Origin of the sequence: Enterococcus alishanensis, assembly GCF_019218635.1 — a bacterium.
In the GTDB taxonomy this organism is placed as follows: Bacteria; Bacillota; Bacilli; order Lactobacillales; family Enterococcaceae; genus Enterococcus_A; species Enterococcus_A alishanensis.
Genome location: NZ_JAHUZB010000001.1, coordinates 221,721 through 241,796, shown reverse-complemented (window position 1 = coordinate 241,796; position 20,076 = coordinate 221,721). Strand labels below are relative to the sequence as shown.

The 20,076-nt window shown below is 35.6% G+C and carries 19 protein-coding genes; 8 read left to right on the top strand and 11 right to left on the bottom strand.

Annotated elements, in window-relative coordinates:
• Window positions 1-80 precede the first annotated feature (80 nt).
• Window positions 81-1,364 carry a serine hydrolase gene (locus KUA55_RS01195; protein WP_218324347.1) on the top strand — a complete coding sequence of 428 codons (1,284 nt, stop codon included), beginning with the start codon at window positions 81-83 and terminating at the stop codon, window positions 1,362-1,364.
• Window positions 1,365-1,415: 51 nt separating this feature from the next.
• On the opposite strand, the gene KUA55_RS01190 is transcribed toward KUA55_RS01195, so the two are convergent.
• Window positions 1,416-1,898 carry a GyrI-like domain-containing protein gene (locus KUA55_RS01190; RefSeq protein ID WP_343214698.1) on the bottom strand — a complete coding sequence of 161 codons (483 nt, stop codon included), beginning with the start codon at window positions 1,896-1,898 and terminating at the stop codon, window positions 1,416-1,418.
• Window positions 1,899-2,008: 110 nt separating this feature from the next.
• Between KUA55_RS01190 and KUA55_RS01185 the strand changes: the two genes are divergently transcribed.
• Window positions 2,009-3,205, top strand: a complete 1,197-nt coding sequence (locus KUA55_RS01185; protein WP_218324345.1) for a YdcF family protein — start codon at window positions 2,009-2,011, stop codon at window positions 3,203-3,205.
• 91 nt (window positions 3,206-3,296) lie between these two features.
• On the opposite strand, the gene KUA55_RS01180 is transcribed toward KUA55_RS01185, so the two are convergent.
• A complete protein-coding gene (locus KUA55_RS01180; RefSeq protein ID WP_218324344.1) occupies window positions 3,297-4,127 on the bottom strand; it encodes an aldo/keto reductase in 831 nt (276 codons plus the stop codon).
• A 142-nt stretch (window positions 4,128-4,269) separates the two neighbouring features.
• On the opposite strand from KUA55_RS01180, the gene KUA55_RS01175 reads away from it, so the two are divergent.
• Complete coding sequence (locus tag KUA55_RS01175; protein ID WP_218324343.1) at window positions 4,270-4,884, top strand: PepSY domain-containing protein; 615 nt, start codon at window positions 4,270-4,272, stop codon at window positions 4,882-4,884.
• Between the two features lie 34 nt (window positions 4,885-4,918).
• Here KUA55_RS01175 and KUA55_RS01170 read toward each other — a convergent pair whose 3' ends face one another.
• On the bottom strand, window positions 4,919-7,273 hold the full coding sequence (locus KUA55_RS01170; RefSeq protein WP_218324342.1) for an ABC transporter ATP-binding protein/permease: 2,355 nt from the start codon (window positions 7,271-7,273) through the stop codon (window positions 4,919-4,921).
• A gap of 328 nt (window positions 7,274-7,601) precedes the next feature.
• Window positions 7,602-9,950, bottom strand: a complete 2,349-nt coding sequence (locus tag KUA55_RS01165) for an ABC transporter ATP-binding protein/permease (protein ID WP_218324341.1) — start codon at window positions 9,948-9,950, stop codon at window positions 7,602-7,604.
• A gap of 127 nt (window positions 9,951-10,077) precedes the next feature.
• Between KUA55_RS01165 and KUA55_RS01160 the strand changes: the two genes are divergently transcribed.
• The 3 genes from KUA55_RS01160 to KUA55_RS01150 all read left to right on the top strand — a co-directional run bounded on the left by KUA55_RS01160 (window position 10,078) and on the right by KUA55_RS01150 (window position 12,178).
• Entirely contained in the window at window positions 10,078-10,752 is a 675-nt protein-coding gene (locus KUA55_RS01160) for a response regulator transcription factor (protein WP_218324340.1), read from the top strand.
• Window positions 10,749-11,798, top strand: coding sequence for a sensor histidine kinase (locus tag KUA55_RS01155; RefSeq protein WP_218324339.1), 1,050 nt, complete (start codon window positions 10,749-10,751; stop codon window positions 11,796-11,798). Before KUA55_RS01160 ends, KUA55_RS01155 begins: the two co-directional genes overlap by 4 nt.
• Window positions 11,799-11,887: 89 nt before the next feature.
• A complete protein-coding gene (locus KUA55_RS01150; protein ID WP_218324338.1) occupies window positions 11,888-12,178 on the top strand; it encodes a hypothetical protein in 291 nt (96 codons plus the stop codon).
• Between the two features lie 50 nt (window positions 12,179-12,228).
• Here KUA55_RS01150 and KUA55_RS01145 read toward each other — a convergent pair whose 3' ends face one another.
• Together KUA55_RS01145 and KUA55_RS01140 are read right to left on the bottom strand one after the other, a co-directional pair.
• Complete coding sequence (locus KUA55_RS01145; RefSeq protein ID WP_218324337.1) at window positions 12,229-12,543, bottom strand: AzlD domain-containing protein; 315 nt, start codon at window positions 12,541-12,543, stop codon at window positions 12,229-12,231.
• A complete protein-coding gene (locus tag KUA55_RS01140; protein WP_218324336.1) occupies window positions 12,540-13,256 on the bottom strand; it encodes an AzlC family ABC transporter permease in 717 nt (238 codons plus the stop codon). Before KUA55_RS01140 ends, KUA55_RS01145 begins: the two co-directional genes overlap by 4 nt.
• A gap of 195 nt (window positions 13,257-13,451) precedes the next feature.
• On the opposite strand from KUA55_RS01140, the gene KUA55_RS01135 reads away from it, so the two are divergent.
• A complete protein-coding gene (locus KUA55_RS01135) occupies window positions 13,452-14,150 on the top strand; it encodes a YoaK family protein (protein WP_218324335.1) in 699 nt (232 codons plus the stop codon).
• A 14-nt stretch (window positions 14,151-14,164) separates the two neighbouring features.
• Here KUA55_RS01135 and KUA55_RS01130 read toward each other — a convergent pair whose 3' ends face one another.
• Both KUA55_RS01130 and KUA55_RS01125 read right to left on the bottom strand, forming a co-directional pair.
• Window positions 14,165-15,118: an aromatic acid exporter family protein gene (locus tag KUA55_RS01130; protein ID WP_218324334.1), complete on the bottom strand. Its 954-nt coding sequence runs from the start codon at window positions 15,116-15,118 to the stop codon at window positions 14,165-14,167.
• Between the two features lie 68 nt (window positions 15,119-15,186).
• Window positions 15,187-16,539, bottom strand: coding sequence for an FAD-dependent oxidoreductase (locus tag KUA55_RS01125; RefSeq protein WP_246601340.1), 1,353 nt, complete (start codon window positions 16,537-16,539; stop codon window positions 15,187-15,189).
• A 328-nt stretch (window positions 16,540-16,867) separates the two neighbouring features.
• Here KUA55_RS01125 and KUA55_RS01115 point away from each other — a divergent pair, with 328 nt between their 5' ends.
• On the top strand, window positions 16,868-17,329 hold the full coding sequence (locus KUA55_RS01115; RefSeq protein ID WP_218324331.1) for a DUF441 domain-containing protein: 462 nt from the start codon (window positions 16,868-16,870) through the stop codon (window positions 17,327-17,329).
• A 31-nt stretch (window positions 17,330-17,360) separates the two neighbouring features.
• Here KUA55_RS01115 and KUA55_RS01110 read toward each other — a convergent pair whose 3' ends face one another.
• The 3 genes from KUA55_RS01110 to KUA55_RS01100 all read right to left on the bottom strand — a co-directional run bounded on the left by KUA55_RS01110 (window position 17,361) and on the right by KUA55_RS01100 (window position 20,075).
• Complete coding sequence (locus KUA55_RS01110; protein WP_218324330.1) at window positions 17,361-18,308, bottom strand: P1 family peptidase; 948 nt, start codon at window positions 18,306-18,308, stop codon at window positions 17,361-17,363.
• Between the two features lie 20 nt (window positions 18,309-18,328).
• Entirely contained in the window at window positions 18,329-19,333 is a 1,005-nt protein-coding gene (locus KUA55_RS01105; protein WP_218324329.1) for a nucleoid-associated protein, read from the bottom strand.
• 73 nt (window positions 19,334-19,406) lie between these two features.
• A complete protein-coding gene (locus tag KUA55_RS01100) occupies window positions 19,407-20,075 on the bottom strand; it encodes an ABC transporter ATP-binding protein (protein ID WP_218324328.1) in 669 nt (222 codons plus the stop codon).
• Window position 20,076: the final 1 nt, after the last annotated feature.

The following is a 20,076-nucleotide window of genomic DNA, read 5'->3' as shown; positions in this document are numbered from 1 at the left end:
CAAATGATACCTTGCTTAATAATAAGTCAAACTTAATTTTCAAAACAATCTATTATTTTTATTTGAAAAAGGAGTCAAGCATGTCTATCAAGAAAAAAATATTGGCTTTACTGCCTATTGTTTTAGCGCTTTCATTTATTTTTGCGACACCTGCTCACGCCGATGATTTCTCTGTCGAAGCCAATGCAGGTTACGCAATTGATGCTGAATCAGGCAAAATTCTCTTTAACCAAAATGGTGACACACCCTTGGGAATTGCTTCAGTTACAAAAATTTTATCAGCTTACTTGGTTTTAGAAGCAGTTAAAAATAATCAAATCACTTGGGAAACACCTGTACCTATCTCAACCTACGCTGCTGATTTAAGTACAGTAGCTGGTCTTTCCAATGTGCCATTAAATACGACCGATACGTATACAGTAAAGGATTTATTCGATGGGATGTTGATAGAATCTGGCAATGCATGCGCCGTTGCCTTAGCTGAATTAATTAGCGGCAATGAACCACAATTTGTCAATCAGATGCGGGAACGATTAACGACTTGGGGCATCACCGATGCAAAAATTGTTACAGCTTCTGGCTTACCAGTATCTTTTTCTGGCGATAATCGTTATCCTGGAACCGCCGATGATGATGAAAACTTAATGTCTGCACGAGATGTGGCAATCGTCGCTCAAAAATTAGTGACTGATTATCCTGAAGTTTTACAAACTACTAGCATCACCGAAATGACTTTTGGTGCCAACACTTCTACTCCTACTGCAATCGAAACTTGGAATGAATTGTTGCCGGGACAAGATCATTATATGGAAGGTGTCGATGGCTTAAAAACCGGCACAACTGATTTGGCGGGTGCTTGTTTTGCTGGCACCATTACTCGTGATGGTCGTCGTGTGATTACGGTCATCTTAAATGCCACCAATGAAGAAAATGATTCCTCTGCTCGTTTTGTTGAAACAGCTAAATTAATGAACTATGCTCTTGATAATTGGCGGATTGAAACAATTGATACGAGCCAAATGAGTTTACCAGAAAATTCCCTTAATGTGATTGACGGCAAAGCTAAAGAAGTTAATTTAACATTGAGCGGTCAAGTCCAACTTTGGGTACGCAATGATATGGATATCAATGATTTAACAATTAATATGAATTACGATAATGAAAAACTAACAAACCAATCTTTAACTGCACCAGTTAGTAAAGATGAAACAATCGGGACAGCTGAAATTAGTTTGGCCCAAGATACTTTAGGTTATTTAGTTGAACCAGAAACGCCAACTGCTGATATTCTAACTACTCAAGCAGTTGCCAAAGAGAACATTTTTATTTTAACTTGGAACAAGATTCTGGCTTTTTTCAAATAGCAAAAAGACTTTAGACCTCAGAATGTTTCTTCTGGTATCTAAAGTCTTTTTTTATTGAACTGGAAAATACAAGGCCACTTCGCCTTCTGCAAAATTTGGTAAATAATGTTCTTGAACTGCTCCTGCTAAAGTTACTTTTTCTAAAGGTAGCACTTGCTCCAGCATAATTTCTGTTGCTCGATCAATTTTTTCTCCATCGGTCTTTAGGGTTAAATATGTTTGTGCGGGCAATACCCAAACACTCCAACCTTCTGGTGCAATTGTCCCTGGCTTCACTTGTACGCCGGCCAAATAACGACCAGTTTCTCCCCAAGGCGCCAACCAATTTTGTTGGTCACTCATTAAACCCCATAAATGTAAGTTTTCAATTTCTGTAGCATCTATAAATGGAATAACTTCGTCAAAATGCTGATTCATTTCATCCCACAGAGGTGCTACCCAAGAAGTTGCTGCGCTGCTTAAACCAATACCTTCTTTACCTAGTACGGTTATTTCTGGTAAGACTACTTTGTCTACTCCTTTTATTTTTGTCACGATCATCCCTCCTCACAAATATTCTACCCATTCTATTTTTAAAAAGCCAATCGATTGTCCGGCTTTCACAGTTTCGCTAGTTTTTGTTATACTAAATTTGAGGTGATGTTATGGGAGTTATTGGTGAAATTACGATTGGCAGTATTTATCTGATCTTATTAATTGGTTATTTTATTTGGCTGAGAAAAAAAGACAAAAGCAGAAAATCTTTATGGCTTTTTAGCGGTGCTTATTTCTTATTGTATTTAGTCTTAATAGAAATCTTAAATCACAGTTTTTATTTGATTATCCCAGCTTTGTTTTTTGGTTTGTTTTATTATTTTTATCAGCGAGATAAACCTCGCTTGCGAAACGGCTGGTTGTTCACTTTATTTTTAGTGGTTTTTGCCACTTATCTAGTCGCCATCAGCTTTTTAGGCCAATCTTATATTACGATTGGTCTGTTAGGAATCTTAGGAATTATATTTTTATTCGTTCTACTTTTTGGTCTTTATGCACTAATTATTTTTCTGATTGGCAATAGCTACATTGTTTTAAAAAAAGAATCTCATTCAATTGCTAATTTACTGACTTTAATTTTAGCCGTTGCTTTAATTGCTTGGTTGGTTATTCAGCAAATCGGACCAGAAATTTTACCCCAGTGGGCCTTAATTCTGTTATCAATTCCCAGCACAATTCTGGTCTATTTCTTTTTAATTTTCTGGAACTTTTTGCTTATTTCACTTATCTATCAATTAAATCAGCCAAAATTCAATCAAGATTATCTGATTGTTTTGGGTGCCGGCCTAATTGATGGTGAAAAAGTTTCTCCTATTTTGGCGAGTCGTATCAATCGGGGCATTGCTTTTTACCATCAACAATTTGCAAAAGCAAAACGCACGCCCATTTTACTAATGTCAGGTGGGAAAGGCAGTGATGAAAAAATCTCAGAAGCCGAAGCAATGAAAAACTATGCAGTAGAGCAAGGTATACCATCAGAGGATATTTTATTGGAAGCGACCTCCACTAATACGTACGAAAATATGCTATTTAGTAAAAAATTAATGGATCGTCTAACTCCTGCTGGTTACCAAGTGATTTTTACTTCAAATAATTTTCATATTTTTAGAGGTGCGATGTTTGCTGATCAAGTTGGTCTAAAAGCTGATGGTATTGGAGCCAAAACGGCAAAATACTATTTACCAAATGCTTTTTTACGAGAATTTGCTGCGATTATTTTAATGAACAAACGCCGACATTTGATAGTCTGTGCTGTCATTGTTTTACTATTTTTCTTAATTTCAATGCTTAATCTTATTTTTACTTAAAAAAGATACGCCCATATTGTAACGACCTCTAAAAAGTAGATTCCTGATCTAATTTTTGGAGGTCGATTCATTTTGGACGCATCTTTTTCTTTTAAAATTCTTGATAGGTACTTGGATCTTGATTCTTTAAGCGCCCGTCTGGCTTACTTAATTGATTAATTTTTTCCATTTCTGCTTCAGTCAATGCAAAATCAAAAATATCAATATTTCCTAACTGACGAACTTTTGACGATGCTTTAGGAATTGGTGCTGTACCTAATTGTACTTCCCAGCGTAAAATAACTTGACCAACATTTTTAGCATATTTTTCTGCAATCTCGCTAATAATCGGATTATTTAAAATTTCACTAGCCCTTCCTAAAGGACTCCAGTCTTGCGTTAATATACCTTTAGACTGATTATAAGCCCGTTGTTCGGCCTGATTAAAATGGGGATGTAATTCCACTTGGTTAATTACAGGTAACACACCAGTTTCTTTTTCTAAACGATCTAGATGCTCTGGTAAAAAGTTACAAACACCAATCGAGCGAATCAAACCAAATTTTTGTGCTTCAATCAAAGCTTGCCAAGCTTCCACATAATGATCTTCCAGTGGATTTGGCCAATGAATTAAGTATAAATCATAGTAATCTAATCCAGCCCGCAAAAGTGATTCTTGAATGGTCTGAATAGCCGCATCATGGGTTTGATGACGCCCTGGTAATTTTGAAGTGACAATAATTTCGCTGCGGGGTACTTCTGAACGACGAATTGCTTCACCGACTGCACCTTCATTTTCATAATTAAAAGCAGAGTCTAATAAACGATAGCCATTACTTAAAGCTTGCACCATTGTGTTGACCCCACCTAAACCATTTAACTTGTAAGTGCCAAAGCCAACTTTTGGAATAATTAAACCATCTCGTAATTGATATGTTTCCAATATTTTTGCCCCCTTTTACTATTTAAGTTAACTATACCTTTATTCTTATTTTTCTGCTAGTGAAAAGACTAAATGATAAAAACGATTTATTTTCATGTTAAATAGTGGTTAATTTGTTAAAATATGACAAAGGAGGGATTTTATGAAAAAAACACCCGTATTTTTGATTGCTTTAAGCAGTTTATTTTTCGTTGCTTGTTCGAATCAAAATAATAACGACAATGCGACACCAGCCAGCCCGTCAAGTAGTACAGTTGCTAGCTCTGGCGATAATACTAGTAGCACTGATAGTCAAGGAAATACCCCACTGTCAAATTTACCTATGACAACACAAGAAGCGATTGACCTGTATAATGAAAATTATCCTGACAGTGACATTACTCAAATCGAATTAGAAATGAGTCTGGGCAAACCGATTTATCAAGTATCTGGTCGAAATAATACTGAAGAATTTGAAATTCGTTTTGATGCAACTTCAAAAGAAATTATCTCACAACAAACAGAGCAGGTTGATCGGGATGAACAAAATGATTTAGATCGTCAACAAGATGCTATTGATGTTTCAAATATCATTACCGCTGACGAAGCAGCTAGCATTGCCAGTAATGCCGTAAGTGGAACTGTTGATGAAATTAAATTAGATAAAGACGATGGCGTTGTTTTTTGGGAAGTCAAACTTAAAGAAGGCCAGATGGAAAATGAAGTAAAAATTAATGCACAATCTGGTGATGTTTTAACCACCGAACAAGATGATTAAAAAAAGGAAATCCGACTTGGATTTCCTTTTTTCTTCATTCTGCTCGCAACGCAATCGCCGCATCTTTTTTTGCAGCCAGTCTAGCTGGAATGTGACCGCCTAACATAGTTAAAATAGTCGATACCACAATTAAAATGACGGCATGAATTGGATTTAATTGGGCTACATCTTTCAAATCAGTTAAATTATAGAGTAAAATATTTACCGGCACAGTTGCCCCCCAAGCAAATAAAACCCCTAAAATACCAGAACTAAGACCTAATATACAAGTTTCTGCGTCAAAAACACGGGTAATATCTTTTTTACGAGCCCCCAAAGCTTTCAAAACTCCGATTTCTTTCGTTCGTTCAATTACCGACGTATAGGTTATAATTCCAATCATAATCATACTAGTAACCAAAGAAATACCAGCAAAAGCGATTAACACATAAGTGATTGCTTTCATTAAGCCACCTGTTAATTCTGTCATCGTACCCGCCAAATCAGTATAAAGAATTCTCTCTTCTTTCGATTTACCAGTGTTATAAGCATCTAAGTAATTTAAAATTTCTTCTTTGTCTTGATAATTGTTAGGATAAACCATTATATTTGCTGGTAAACTATCTCCACCTAGTTGTGTTATCGTCGTCTCTTTTTGCTCATCCGTTAAAGGTTGGTTACTAATGACACTACTCTCACTATTTTTTTGTGCATCAACGATAGCCGAATGCTGATTTTCATTTACAATTTCTGTAGTTAATTCGTTACTATATGCAATCCCCGGTGCTAATAAATTCATCACGGCATTTGGTTTAACTCTTAAAATACCTGAAATTGTCACCGTACGATTGTTCGGGTTATCATATAACGCTTGATAATCATTATTAGGAACAAAATTACCTGCTGCGGTTTGCGTATAGTAGTCATTATTATGAATGAGTTTAAAAGTTGTTCCTACAATTTGATTGAAATCTAGTGCTTGATCTTCAACAATTTCAAAACCTATATTTTTCAATGAATTCAGATTCGTATTGTTATTCGCATCGACTATTAAAACAACATCCGTCGTCGCTTTCGGATAATTTCCACTTAATAATTGGTAATTATCTTTTAAAAAATTATCTCCAGTATTTTTAGTTAATTGAGTTGGAAAAGTAGACACGCCGACACCAGTCATATTAGAAATAAAACCATCTAAATCCATACTATTAGTATTTTGTTCATCGTTAATAGTTGTTGAAAAACTAACTGGTTCCACAGAATCCTTTAGATTGCCTAATAAATTCATTTCTACCATTCTAGTGTACCCAATATTATTACTTAGTTTTGGATCGATATTTTTGATGTAATCAAGATAGTTCTGATCAATTTTGTTTGTATGTTGCACCCGATCTTGTTCACTGATTTTTGCAGTAATTTGCTTGCGTTTTGAAAAGTCTCCTTTTTCACTCCCCAGTGCTTGTTGACTATTGTCACTTTGATCAGTCACCGTTTTTGAAATTGTGATTGGGAATTTCGCCAAAGTTTCTGTTTGGGTGCGATTAATTTGCACCTGAAAACCACTGGCAAGCGATAATACAATCCCAATGCTTATTATCCCGATACTAGAAGCAAAAGCTGTCAGAAATGTGCGACCTTTCTTCGTTTTTAAATTATGAAAAGAAAGCTTCAATGCTGTTGTAAAACGCATTTTAGTTCTCTTTAAAACAAACTGATGACCCTCTTCAACTTTTTTATGAGGATGAGAATCGTTTAAAATTTGTCCGTCTGAAAATTCAATGATACGGTCTGCATATTGATGGGCTAAATTAGGATTATGGGTCACCATGATGACTAATTTTTCTAGTGATAATTCTTGAATCAAGTTCATAATTTGAACGCTGGTTTCTGTATCTAATGCGCCAGTTGGTTCATCACATAGCAAAATATCCGGGTCATTGGCTAAAGCCCGTGCGATCGCTACCCGTTGCATTTGTCCACCAGAAAGTTGATTCGGTTTCTTATGCATATGATCTGCTAGACCTACGCGTCTTAGAGCCTCTTCGGCCTTTTGACGTTTTTCTTCTTTCGCAACACCACTTAAAGTCATGCCTAATTCAACATTGTCAATAATCCCTAGATGATTAATTAAATTATAGCTTTGGAAAACAAAACCAATCGAATTATTACGAAAAGCATCCCAATCATTTTCTTTAAATGTTTTGGTGGATTTCCCGTCGATAATCATATCGCCAGAATCATAGTTATCCAACCCGCCAATTACGTTTAACATCGTGGTTTTTCCCGAACCTGAAGGCCCTAAAATGGCAACAAATTCTTGCCTCCGAAAAGATACTGAAATCCCATCTAATGCTTTTGTAGTCATTTCGCCTAAGTGATAATATTTTTTTATCGTGTGTAACTCTAACATTTTCTCATTCCTTTTCTCTTTTCAACAGCTTGAAAAAACAATTAATATAACTAACTATTATAAAAAACGCGAGCTATATAACTATCATTATTAGTAATAAAAAGCTTTTTGTCAACAAAATAAAGGGATTGATAATTTTATCAAAAATAAAATAAAATAACTATATAAAAATTTATATCAGATTGTTTCATTTTTTTATTGATATCTTTATAAAAAAAATAACACTCCTCCTTTTAAAGCTATTATTCTATAAACAAATACATCAAAATTTACAATAAAAAAAGCAGACTAAATTCTCTAAAGAACCTAATCTGCTACTTGAAAATAATTATTCTGCTCGCAATGCTATCGCTGCATCTTTTTTAGCTGCCATTTTGGCTGGAATATGGCCACCTAACATAGTTAAAACAGTCGATACCACAATTAAAATGATGGCATGAACAGGATTTAACTGGGCTACATCTTTCAAATCAGTTAAATTATAAAGTAAAATGTTTATTGGGAAGGTTGCACCCCAAGCAATTAACACTCCTAATATTCCTGAACCAACACCTAAAATACAAGTTTCCGCGTCGAAAACGCGAGTAATATCTTTTTTACGAGCGCCTAATGCTTTTAAGACTCCGATTTCCTTCGTCCGTTCAATCACTGAAGTATACGTGATGATTCCAATCATAATCATGCTGGTTACTAAAGAAATACCGGCGAACGCCACTAGCACATAAGTAATTGCATCCATTAAACCACCGGTTAATTCAGTCATGGTTCCGGCCAAATCAGTATAAAGAATTTTATCTGCTTTTTTCTTACCGTCATTATAGTTATCTAGGTATGTCAAAATTTCTTCTTTGTTCTTAAAGTTATTAGGATAAATCATGATACTAGATGGAATACTGCTGCCGCCTAATTGTGCTAAAACAGCATCTTTTTGTTCACTAGTTAAGGCTTGATTCGTCATCACACTTGTATCACTATTTTTTTGCGCTTCAACAATGGCTGAATTTTGATTTTCTTCCACAATTTGCGATGTTAATTGATCACTATAAGCAATTCCTGGTGCCAATAAATTCATCGTAGAATCCGATTTGACACGTAAAATACCACTAATAGTCAAAGTATCATCATTTGCATTGTCATACATTGCTTGATAATCATTGTTTGGAATAAAGTTTCCAGTTGGCAATTCCGTATAGTAATCATTATTATGGATTAACTTGAAGCTCGTGCCAACAATTTGACTAAAGTCAATTTTTTCGCCATCTTTTACATCAAATCCTAAATTCTTCAATGAGTTGATGTTGGTATTATTATTAGCATCAACAATTAATACCACATCAGTAGCATTTTTAGGATAACTACCATCTAGCAATCGATAGTTATCTTGTAAAAAATTCTCACCTGATTTGTTGTCTAATTGCGTTGGAAAAGTTGAAACACCTACTCCAGTCATACTTGAAACAGCACTACTCATAGCTGCCCCACTGTCTTCACTGCTAGCTGCTGCCGAAAAAGTGACGGGTTTTACTTCGCCACCGACATTTCCTAATAAATTCATTCCGACTAAGCGAGTATAACCAATATTATTACTTAATTTAGGATCAATATTCTCAATGTAATCGATATAGTTTTGATCAATTTTATTGGTATGTTGAGCACGATCTTGGTCACTAATTTTGGCAGTAACAGTCTGGCTTTTCGGGAATGTCCCCTTTTCACTTCCTAATGCTCGGTCACTGTTAGCAGTAGCATCAGTAGCAACTTGAGAGATAGTGATAGGGAATTTTGCCATGGTTTCTGTTTGGGTCCGATCAATTTGTGCCTGAAAACCACTGGACAAAGATAATACAATCCCGATACTAATAATCCCAATACTTGAAGCAAACGCCGTCAGAAAGGTCCGACCTTTTTTCGTTTTTAAATTATTGAAGGATAATTTCAACGCCGTCACAAAACGCATCTTGGTTCTTTTCAAAATAAACTGATCGCTTTTTTCACTTTCTTTATGGGGATGAGAATCATTTAAAATCCGACCATCGGAAAATTCAATGATGCGATCTGCATATTGATTAGCTAAATTAGGATTATGAGTAACCATAATAACTAATTTTTCTTGCGATAATTCTTGAATTAAATTCATAATTTGGACGCTGGTTTCTGTATCTAACGCGCCAGTTGGCTCATCACATAATAAAATATCGGGATCATTGGCTAAAGCCCGTGCAATTGCTACCCGTTGCATTTGTCCACCGGAAAGCTGGTTTGGTTTCTTATGCATATGGTCAGCCAAACCAACTCTAGTCAAAGCTTCTTCGGCTTTTTGGCGTTTTTCTTCTTTCGCGACACCACTTAGCGTCATTCCTAATTCAACATTATCAATAATTCCTAAATGACTAATTAAATTATAGCTTTGGAAAACAAAGCCAATTGAATTATTACGATAAGCATCCCAGTCACTTTCTTTGAAAGTTTTGGTGGATTTCCCATCGATAATCATGTCCCCTGAATCATAATTATCTAAACCACCGATAACATTCAACATCGTCGTTTTTCCTGAACCTGAAGCTCCTAAAATGGCAACAAATTCTTGCCGTCGAAAAGATACTGAGACGCCGTCTAACGCTTTTGTCGTCGTATCTCCCACATGGTAATATTTTTTGATATCCTTTAGTTCTAACATGCCTTCATCCCTTTTCTTTTGAAGTTTGCCAAAGATAGCACGCCTTTGTTAACTCAAGTTGAACAAACTTCATCTTTAATTCATAGTTACTATGTACTATTATTTAACAACAAGGAGGGATTGGCAAATGAACCGATTACTAATTGTCGAAGATGACGAAAATTTAGCCTTACTTTATCAATCAGCTTTAAAACGTGCGTATTTTTCTACTGAAATTGCTAGAAATGGTTTAGAAGCTTTAGATATTTTAGATAAACAACACATTGACCTAATTATTTCCGATATTATGATGCCTGATATGGATGGCTATGAATTGGCGGACAGTCTCCGTTCAGCCGGATTTGATCTACCAATTTTATTTATTACCGCTAAGGACCGTTTTGAAGACAAGAAAAGAGGGTTTGACTTGGGAGTAGATGATTATATGGTGAAACCCATTGATGTTAAAGAAATGATTTTGCGAGTAGAAGCTTTATTGAGACGGGCCCAAATTGTTCATGAACAAGAACTAACTGTCGGACAAACAACTTTGAGTCAGGCAACTTATCAAGTTGAAAGCCCCACTTTAACCGAAAATTTACCTCAAAAAGAATTTTTACTTTTATACAAATTACTTTCTTATCCCAATAAAATTTTTACTAGACAGCAATTAATGGATGAAATTTGGGGCATGGACAGTGATTCAGATGAACGAACGATAGACGTCCATATCAAACGTCTACGAAATCGTTTTGCTAATAATTCAGATTTTTCAATTGAAACCATTCGGGGCCTTGGTTACAAAGCAGTGGTTCAAGCATGAGAAAAAAACTCTACTCACAACTATGGATTTATTTTGCCTGTATTATTTTTTTGATGATGTTACTTGTGTTAACAATTTTCATCTTCTTATTACTACTGATTAACCATTACGAATTTCTATCAGCTGAACGAAATAATCAATTCTTTCCTTTAGGTTTTATTTCTCTATTAAGCTTAGTGATTGGCGCTGGCGTTTCATTATTTGTGGGAAAACGGATTTTACAACCGATTGCTAATCTCCGAAAAGCCATGAATCAAGTTTCTCAAGGGGATTTTTCAATTGCTTTAGACGATCAACAAAAAGTCCATGAAGTTGCTCAACTCTACCATGATTTTAATTTAATGGTCCGGGGATTAAACAGCATCGAAATGCTACAGAATAATTTTGTTTCCGATGTTTCCCATGAGTTTAAAACGCCAATTGCAACTATTCAAGGCTACGTACAATTACTTCAAGCAGAAGATTTAAGTGAAGTTGAACGGCAAGATTATTTACGACGAATTCAAGATGGTACCCGACAATTAAGCCAACTTACAGAGAACATCTTAAAATTAACCAAATTGGAAAATCAAGAATTAGGCCTAGAAAAGCAACATTTTCGTTTAGATGAACAATTACGGCAGGTAATTTTATTTTTACAGCCTCGTTGGGAAAACCAAGGGATTAATTGGCAGCTTGATTTAATCAACACCGATTATTTTGGCAATGAAGAATTGCTGTATCAAGTTTGGTTAAACTTAATTGATAATGCTTTAAAATACAGTCAAGAAAATACCACAATCATAATTTCTATAAAAGTATTACCTGACACAGTAATTGTCGCAATTAGTGACCAAGGAGTTGGGATGGCTGAAAAAACAATCCCAAAAATTTTCGATAAATTTTATCAAAATGATACGAGTCGTCAATCAAAAGGCAATGGTCTTGGCCTAGCCCTTGTCCAAAAAATTGTGGCTTTACACGATGGAAAAGTCAAAGTCACTAGTCAACTGAATGTAGGCACCACATTTAAAGTTTATTTACCCTTAGACACAAAAAAGTCATAAATAAATGACAAAAGCTTCTCCTTTCACTTCACAATTAGTTAACAAAGTCAGGGTAAACTGATTGTATTAAGTAAAGGAGCTCAAAACTTATGGAAAAGAAAAGCGTTTATTTTATTGAAGAAACTCAAAAAATTGAAGGTTCTTACATTGAGATTGATACTCTAGGAATTTATGATAATCAAAATCAAGCAGAAGAAGCTTACGAAAATATGATAAAAGAACCAAAAAAATCTAGTGGGATCGTTTTAAACGAATATGTGATTCAAGCAGAAGATAATTTTTTCAAACGATTATTAAATTCTTGGAAAAAATTACCAGCCGAATTTTATCGCAAAATGACAATCTTGACCTTCCGTCCCTTAGCAGAATTTCAAGCCTAAAATAAAAGTGCCAGCAAAAAGTCTAACAGGACCTTTTTGCTGGCACTTTTTTAAATCAAGTTCAATAAAAAAATTGCTGCCAAACCTGTCAATACAGATATGGCCATCGAACGGCTTTTATAAGCAACCACAGCTACAATTAACATGGCAATAATTTTTACATTCCCAATCAGATCGATTGCATTATCAGTCAAAAAAACATCTTTAAAGACCAACGCGGCAAATAATGAAATCGGTACAAATTTCATCCATTCACTGAACCATTCCGGCACTTTATGCTTGGCAAAATACATCATTGGAAACAATCTTGGTAAATAAGATGCACCAAACAAACAAATGATAACTAGCAATAAATAATTACTCATAAAGAGGCTCCTTGCTGTTTTGTGGTTTTTCTTTTATGCTGACGTTCCAACAAATATCCCGCCAATGAAGCCAGTAAAGTAGCTACAATTAAACCAAATGTATTTTGAAAAAGCAGCATCAATAAAACAGATAATACACCCGATAGTAAGCCGGAAAAAAGCAATAGGCGATCCTTCAATTGCATCATAAACATAAAAATAAACATTGCTGTCAAAGCAAAATGGACCAATTCTGTATTGATATGGATGACCGAACCAAAAATCGTTCCTGCTACCGTACTGATTGTCCAAGCACTCAATGATAGCCAATTAACTGATAGCGCTTTTTTATAATTCCAGTTGGAATCCGTCGAATATTTTAAATAATTTACTGCATAATTTTCATCGTTCATCGATTGGGCAAACAAACCAATTCTTCCCCGCGACTCATCTTTAAAAAATTGTGATAAACTCGCCCCCAATAAGGCATAGCGCAACTCCAAGAAGAAAACCATCAAAACTGTCGTTGCCAATGATGCATGAACGGCTAACATTGAAACAACTAAAAATTGGGCGCCGCCAGAAAAAACTAAGATCGATATTAATGCTGTTAAGAAAACGTTAAAACCAACTTTTTGTAAAAGCATTCCGCACGCTAAACCAACAGGAATATAGCTTAAACAAAGGGGTGCTGCCGCGGATAACGTTTCTATCCAGACTGGCCTTTTAGGCATGGTGCTTCTTTCCCTTCACAGTTCACATGATAAAAAACATGTTTATTCTAACACAACTGGGTAAAAAAGATAGTTGCAACTTCATTTCTGTTGCTATAAATGAAAAATTTCAAGATAGAAATGCTGATAAAATGGAAATTATTTTTCAAGAAACTTTTCTTTGTGCTAAGATAAGACAGAAAAGAGATGATTTTTATGAAAAGCTTCCATGAAAATCCTTCAGTAGGACTGATGCTGACTTTTATTGGCGGCATGTTGGATAGCTATACTTATTTACGATACCAAGCTTTTGCTTCCGCTCAGACTGGTAATTTAGTCTTAGCCATTATTCAAGGATTTGACGGTCAATGGGCGTCCGTTGGTAAAAAGCTATTGTCGACTTTGTGTTTTTTTCTAGGAATCTTTTTGGCAAAATATTTAATTGACCTTGCCAATCAGAAAAAATGGTTCTTTTGGCGTTTAGGCGTGTTGTACTACGAAGCTGTAATTTTTCTTTTGTTAACGACACAATTTTTTCAACCGTTGCATACAATTGTGATTATGCTGATTGCTTTCACTGCAGCTATTCAATGGATTAGCTTTGACAAAATCAATGGCTTAACTTATACCAATTTGTTTACCACGGGTAATTTAAAAGGGATGGCCACCAATTTTTACGACTACCTTAAAAATCATGACCCGCTTGCTAAAAAAGGTTTTTTTCATTTTTCCAGTGTAGTTACCGCCTTTATTAGTGGTGTTGTTGTCGCGGTTTTTTGTTATCATTTGATTGGATACCAAACTACTTTTATCATTGCACTATGCTTTTTGGCATTAGCTTTAAGTCAAACTTTCTTCATTTGGAAATTTACCCGTGGAGCTAATTTATTCCATAAAAAAACAGGAAACGGCTAAAAACCGTTTCCTGTTTATTTTTGTTGTCGATGAAAACTAGCTTTGATTTCAATAAATTCTTGAAACAATTGAAAAAGCTGAAATAGTTGGGCTCGATTTTCAAATGCTTCCCGACTATCTGGTAAATCCTTTTGCCGATATTTTTGGTTTGTTTCGGCAATTTTTTCTTGAATCACCTTACCATCATTATCTTCAGCCAAAGTTTCACTAGTAAAGTTTAACAACTCCTGCAATTCGTGAGCCTCTTCTTCAGTCGCTGACAAATCTTGTAAAATAGTCAACATATTATTTAAGATACGTAACTGTAAACGCCGCATCGCAAAATATTCGAAATAATAATGATTGGCCCCTACAAAACGATTCTCTTCAAATTGGCGGGCATTATTTTGCGCCTCTTTAATAAAATCTGCTAAAGATTGGCACATTTGAAACAGCATGGCTTCTTTTGACGACTGATTCAAATAAGTCGCCATCTCTTGCAAAAGATCCCTCATAATGACTTCCACGACTAACTGATCTTCTTGAATTCTTTTTTCTGTGTCAGGCATGTACAAATTAACGGCTAACGCACAGCCAACACCAATAATCATCAACAAATATTCATTGGCAATGGCCGGCCAGCTAAAGCGACCATCACTGAGAAAATGAGTGATCAAAACGGAGCTGACGGCAATTCCTTCACTTAATTTAAATTTGACTGAAAAAGGAATAAAAATCAGCAAATACAAACCAAAAGCAATCGCGTGAAAACCTAATATAGAAAAACAAATCAATGCTACTGCTAAGGCCAAAGTCAGCGATAAAACTCTCCCTATGGCTGTTTTTGCGGTAGAGCGTTTCGTATTGGTGACGCTCAAAACGGTAATAATCGCCGCTGAGGTCGGATAAGCTAAACCAATCGCTTCAGCAATTAACAATGCAATTGCGGCACCAATGGCAGTTTTTATTGTTCTTAACCCTATTTTCATTTCAATCTCCTTAATTTATTCTCTAAAAAAAGACTACACCATAATGATGTAGTCTGAAAAGGATTATTTTATCTTTCTTGGTTTAAAGCTTTTTGACCTGCAACATTTAGTAAGTTCCAACGCATATCAAATTCTGGTTGGAAGAAGAAATCAGCATAAGCCAATTGTTCAATCGTGAAACCAGTTTGAATAGCGATCGACATAGCATTGATGTTTGCTGTCAAATCTTGTTTAGATAAAATTTGTGCGCCGACGATTTTTAAAGTTTCTGGATCGTAAGCTAATTTAAACAATACACGTTCTTTCATTTTTTCTGGTACGAAATCCATCAAAGTATCTTGTTCTACTAAGACAGATTTGATTTCAATCCCTAATTTACCAGCAGTTGCATCATTTAAACCGGTTGAAGCAAATTTATAATCAAAAACACGTAAGGCAGAAGAACCTTGAACCCCTGGGAATGGTTTTGTCGGTGCCATTAAGTTTTTCACAGCATAGCGACCTTGACGACTTGCATTAGTTGCAAGAGAAACATTCATCTCAGTTTGTCCTGGATTATATTGGATTAAAGTGGCATCACCGACTGCAAATACATCTGGTGCACTAGTTTGCATGAATTTGTCTGTTTTAATCATACCATTTGGTAATAATTCAACAGCGCCTTCTAACCATTTTGTATTTGGTCGAACACCGGCAGACATAACAACTAAGTCAGCTGAATATTCACCTTGATCAGTGATTGCTTTTTTGACTTTACCATCAACGCCCTCAAAAGCTTGCACTCGTTCGCCAGTGGCAAACCGAATATTGTTTGCTTCCATCGTTTCTTGTAAAACATCAGTCAATTCTTTATCCAAATAAACGCCTAATGGACGATCAATCACATCGATGACTGTTACATTTTTACCAGCTACAGCAAAACTTTCTGCTGCTTCGATACCGATATAGCCGCTACCGATAATCACCACATTTTCAATCTCTGGATCAACAGCCAACATTCTTAAATCAATCGTGTCTTGACGACCCCGCATAGTTTTAATGTTTGCCAAATCATTACCAGGAACTGGCACGATAAATGGATTTGCTCCAGGACTTAAAATTAATTTGTCATAACTTTCGACGCGGCTTTCACCTGTCACATGGTTCAATACTTCTACCTGATGTTTGTCAGGTTCTACTTTTGTAATTTCAGTGTTATCAAAGACGTGGACCCCACGTTCTCTCATCTTTTCTGGTGTCATATAGCGAATTGAATTCACATCTTTTACGACCCCTTCAAGATACATTTGCGTGCCTCAACCCATGAATGAGATGAAGTCACCTTTTTCATACCACTGAATCTCTGCATCAGGATGCAACAGCAATAGTTCTTCTACAGCTTCATATCCACCATGAGAAGAGCCTAAAACGATAGCCTTCATGAAAAATTCCTCCTATATTCATTTTTTTCTTACTATTCCATTGTACTTTATAATCATTCAAAACTGTAGAAAAAAGCTTAATTTTTTATTTTATCTCATTTTTTTCTGTTATTAGAATGAAAAATGCCGATTTATCTGATGGTTTATGTAAGAAAAATCATGTAATAGCTATGTTTTGGACTTATTCGACAATGGATGAAGAAATGAGAAGCTAAATTCTATCAGAAAAAATAGATTTATCTATTTATCTGTTTTAGAATTATTTTTGGGTTTTCAATAAAAAAATGCTATTCTTATTGAGAATCAAATGACATTTAGGAGGAAGAAAATGGAAAGCTGGCTTTTTCTTGGCTTAATTGTAGCAATTGCTTTCTTTGCTAAAAATCAGAGTTTGTTAATTGCTGTTTTGGCTGTTTGTCTATTAAAAATCTTGCCTAACGCCGATAAAATATTAACCACCTTGAATCAAAAGGGGATTAATTGGGGCGTTACTTTAATTTCTGCAACTATTTTAGTACCAATCGCAACAGGCGATATTGCTTTTCGTGATTTATTTAATACTTTGAAATCACCTTTAGGCTGGGTAGCAACTTTATGTGGTATTTTAGTCGCTATTTTGTCTGCTCGTGGTGTAAATTTAATTGCCCAATCACCCGAAGTAACGGTAGCTTTAGTCTTTGGAACGATTGTCGGGGTCGTCTTTTTAAAAGGTGTCGCTGCTGGTCCTGTAATCGCAGCGGGGATTACGTATATGATTATGCAGGCTGTTCAACTATTTGTAGCAAAATAAAAAATTCTGACGCATATTGCGCCAGAATTTTTTATTTAAAATCTTTTGCTGCCAAAAATGGTGCATAGCTTTCGGCCGCTTGAACACCCTCTAATATGGCTGCTCGCACTGCTCTCACTGTTAGAATTGACACAGCTTCAAAGCTTGCGGGAATTTCGTTAGCTGCCAAGATAAACATTGTATCGCCATCGTAAGTAGTATGGGCTGGTCGAACTGCTCGAGCAATCCCATTATGACTTAAATCCGCTAATTTATTGGCTTTATTTTTTGGCATCATGGCATTGGTCATAACACAACCAATCACTGTATTACCAGAATATAGATCTGAATCTGTTAGATATTTTTCCAAAAGAATTTCTTCTGCATGACCCATCGTTGTTCCCCGGCGAGTACCAGCGATAAATTGATTTTTTTCTTCATCATAAATATCTCCAACAGCATTGACTGCAATAACTGCTGTCACAAATAATTCTCCGTAAGTTAGTGTATGAATTCCAATACCGCCTTTCATGGCATTTTCTGATCCATTAATCGTACCAACTGTCGCGCCAGTTCCCGCACCAAAATTCCCTGATTGAAAAATTTCTTCGGAAAACGCCGCTTCACAAGCTAGACGGCCCGCCTCTGAATCTGGTCGCACCTCACTATTGGCAATTTTTAAATCAAATAAACTTGCGCCGCTGACATTAGGAACCACTGTGACACCAACATCACGACCAATTTTTTTCTTTTCCAAGAAGCCAACAACACCATCACTAGCTGACAAGCCAAAGCCGCTACCACCTGATAAGGTCACTGCATGAAGAAATTTCCGATTGTTTTCTGATTTCAAAGCGTCTGTGTCACGAGTATTGGGAGAACCTCCACGAACATAAACACCGCCCGTTGCACCATTTTCCGCAACAATTACGGTACAACCAGTCATATTTGTTTGGTCAGTATAATGACCAATTTTAAAAAATTTTTGCCATGGTTCCACTTTTTTCCCTCCTTGTAGCTTTAAATTCGATTAATGACTTCATCAACATTTTTAATCATTACCGAAATTGTGCCATCTGGTTGATTCACAAATTCGATTAAATCCGGATTACGATAAACTTCTAAGGGTACAATCAATTCGATTCCGTTGGAAAGCTTTAATTTTTGCTTGCCGTATTTTTTTTCTGTAATCGCTTTGGCTTCTTTCACTAAAGAAACTGAGCTCTCCACACCTTTTTCAGCAATTTCAGCTTCAAAAGCCATTTGGGCCGAGATATTTTCTTTGAAAACCTTTTGGGAAACTTCTTTAGGATTGATTTGACCAGTTTCTTCCACCTGCTCATAAATGGCTTCTTTGACATCTGCAACTAAATCATGTTTAGGATTTTCAAATTTACTGCCGATTTTTTCAGCTGCTCGTTTGATAACTTTAACATTTTCCTCCAATGAAGGAACCGGCACACTCTCAATCACTTTAGTCGAAAAATAGAATTGTTTTTCACCAGAAAAGACATATTTCTTTTCAATTAATTCATAGTTTAATTTTGCTAAGTTAACAGTGATGGCTTCATCAGCTTTTTGCGTCTTGTTTGATAACAAAGCTTGATGTAAAATCAATTCATTCTTCATACCTGTTTCGTCTGCCTCAACTAAATGAGTATAACCCTGATTGTAATTAATTTTTAGCAAAGCTAAATACATTTCAGTATCTTCTTCATATAAAGCCAATAAAATATCACAACTCGGTGCTTCTTCACTTTCTTTATATGCGTCATACCACAACTGCAATAATTTTTCACTGTTAGCAACAAAATGATCCGTTGTATCTTTGGCAATCATAGCAAATCTAGAGTCTTCTGCTAAAACTCCGGTTTTTGTTTGTGGCGATGAAATTTTTAAGATTTTCCTAGTTAAATAATCTCGCACATATTCCTTACTCAAATCTAGTTCTTGTTGACTAATTAGTGGATCACCACTGCTACGGTCAACGATATGTAAAATTGCTTTCTTTAAATAAATATCCACAAGTCTGCTCCTTTTCAATTAAAAAGACAGCAGTTGGTCCGCTGTCTCTTTAATATCATATACTTGATTTAATTTATTGTAAAACTAATTTCCCGTCCGTCATACGATAAATTTTATCGCTCCATTGGGTCATTCTTTCATCATGGGTGACCATCACGATGGCTTTTTTCCGTTCATGGGCTTCTTTAGCTAATAATTTCACCACATCAAAAGCATGATCAGAATCTAAGCTGGCAGTCGGTTCATCAGCCAAAATCAAACTGGGATCATTAAATAATGAACGGGCAATCGCGACACGTTGCCGTTCGCCACCAGATAAGGCTTTAGGATATTGGTTGCGTAAATCCCAAATATCTAAGGATTTTAGGAGTTCTTCCAATTTTGCTTGTTTGTTTTCATGTTCAATTTTTTCAACTAACTGAAATTGTTCTTGTACTTTTAAAAAAGGAATTAAATTGGAAGCTTGTAAAATAAAGCCAATTTCTTTAAAACGGGCTTTAGCGCGTTCTTTTTCTTTCAAATCAGTAAAATCAAAATTGTTTATCGTAATATTTCCACTAGTCGGACTTTGCAGACCGCCAGCAATGGTTAGAAAAGTGGTTTTCCCTGAACCAGAAGGCCCGATAACACTGACAAATTCTCCCGCTTCCACCGAGAAATCAATTCCCTTTAAGGCTGTGACTTCGGTATGCCCTTGACCAAATTTTTTTACAATATCTTTCATAACTAATATTTCTTCCATT

Excerpts from the sequence above, each read along its gene's own strand:
- KUA55_RS01195 (WP_218324347.1), top strand. The coding sequence starts at position 81 with ATGTCTATCAAGAAAAAAATATTGGCTTTACTGCCTATTGTTTTAGCG.
- KUA55_RS01185 (WP_218324345.1), top strand. The coding sequence starts at position 2,009 with ATGGGAGTTATTGGTGAAATTACGATTGGCAGTATTTATCTGATCTTA.
- KUA55_RS01175 (WP_218324343.1), top strand. The coding sequence starts at position 4,270 with ATGAAAAAAACACCCGTATTTTTGATTGCTTTAAGCAGTTTATTTTTC.
- KUA55_RS01170 (WP_218324342.1), bottom strand. The coding sequence starts at position 7,273 with ATGTTAGAGTTACACACGATAAAAAAATATTATCACTTAGGCGAAATG.
- KUA55_RS01165 (WP_218324341.1), bottom strand. The coding sequence starts at position 9,950 with ATGTTAGAACTAAAGGATATCAAAAAATATTACCATGTGGGAGATACG.
- KUA55_RS01160 (WP_218324340.1), top strand. The coding sequence starts at position 10,078 with ATGAACCGATTACTAATTGTCGAAGATGACGAAAATTTAGCCTTACTT.
- KUA55_RS01155 (WP_218324339.1), top strand. The coding sequence starts at position 10,749 with ATGAGAAAAAAACTCTACTCACAACTATGGATTTATTTTGCCTGTATT.
- KUA55_RS01150 (WP_218324338.1), top strand. The coding sequence starts at position 11,888 with ATGGAAAAGAAAAGCGTTTATTTTATTGAAGAAACTCAAAAAATTGAA.
- KUA55_RS01145 (WP_218324337.1), bottom strand. The coding sequence starts at position 12,543 with ATGAGTAATTATTTATTGCTAGTTATCATTTGTTTGTTTGGTGCATCT.
- KUA55_RS01140 (WP_218324336.1), bottom strand. The coding sequence starts at position 13,256 with ATGCCTAAAAGGCCAGTCTGGATAGAAACGTTATCCGCGGCAGCACCC.
- KUA55_RS01135 (WP_218324335.1), top strand. The coding sequence starts at position 13,452 with ATGAAAAGCTTCCATGAAAATCCTTCAGTAGGACTGATGCTGACTTTT.
- KUA55_RS01130 (WP_218324334.1), bottom strand. The coding sequence starts at position 15,118 with ATGAAAATAGGGTTAAGAACAATAAAAACTGCCATTGGTGCCGCAATT.
- KUA55_RS01115 (WP_218324331.1), top strand. The coding sequence starts at position 16,868 with ATGGAAAGCTGGCTTTTTCTTGGCTTAATTGTAGCAATTGCTTTCTTT.
- KUA55_RS01100 (WP_218324328.1), bottom strand. The coding sequence starts at position 20,075 with ATGGAAGAAATATTAGTTATGAAAGATATTGTAAAAAAATTTGGTCAA.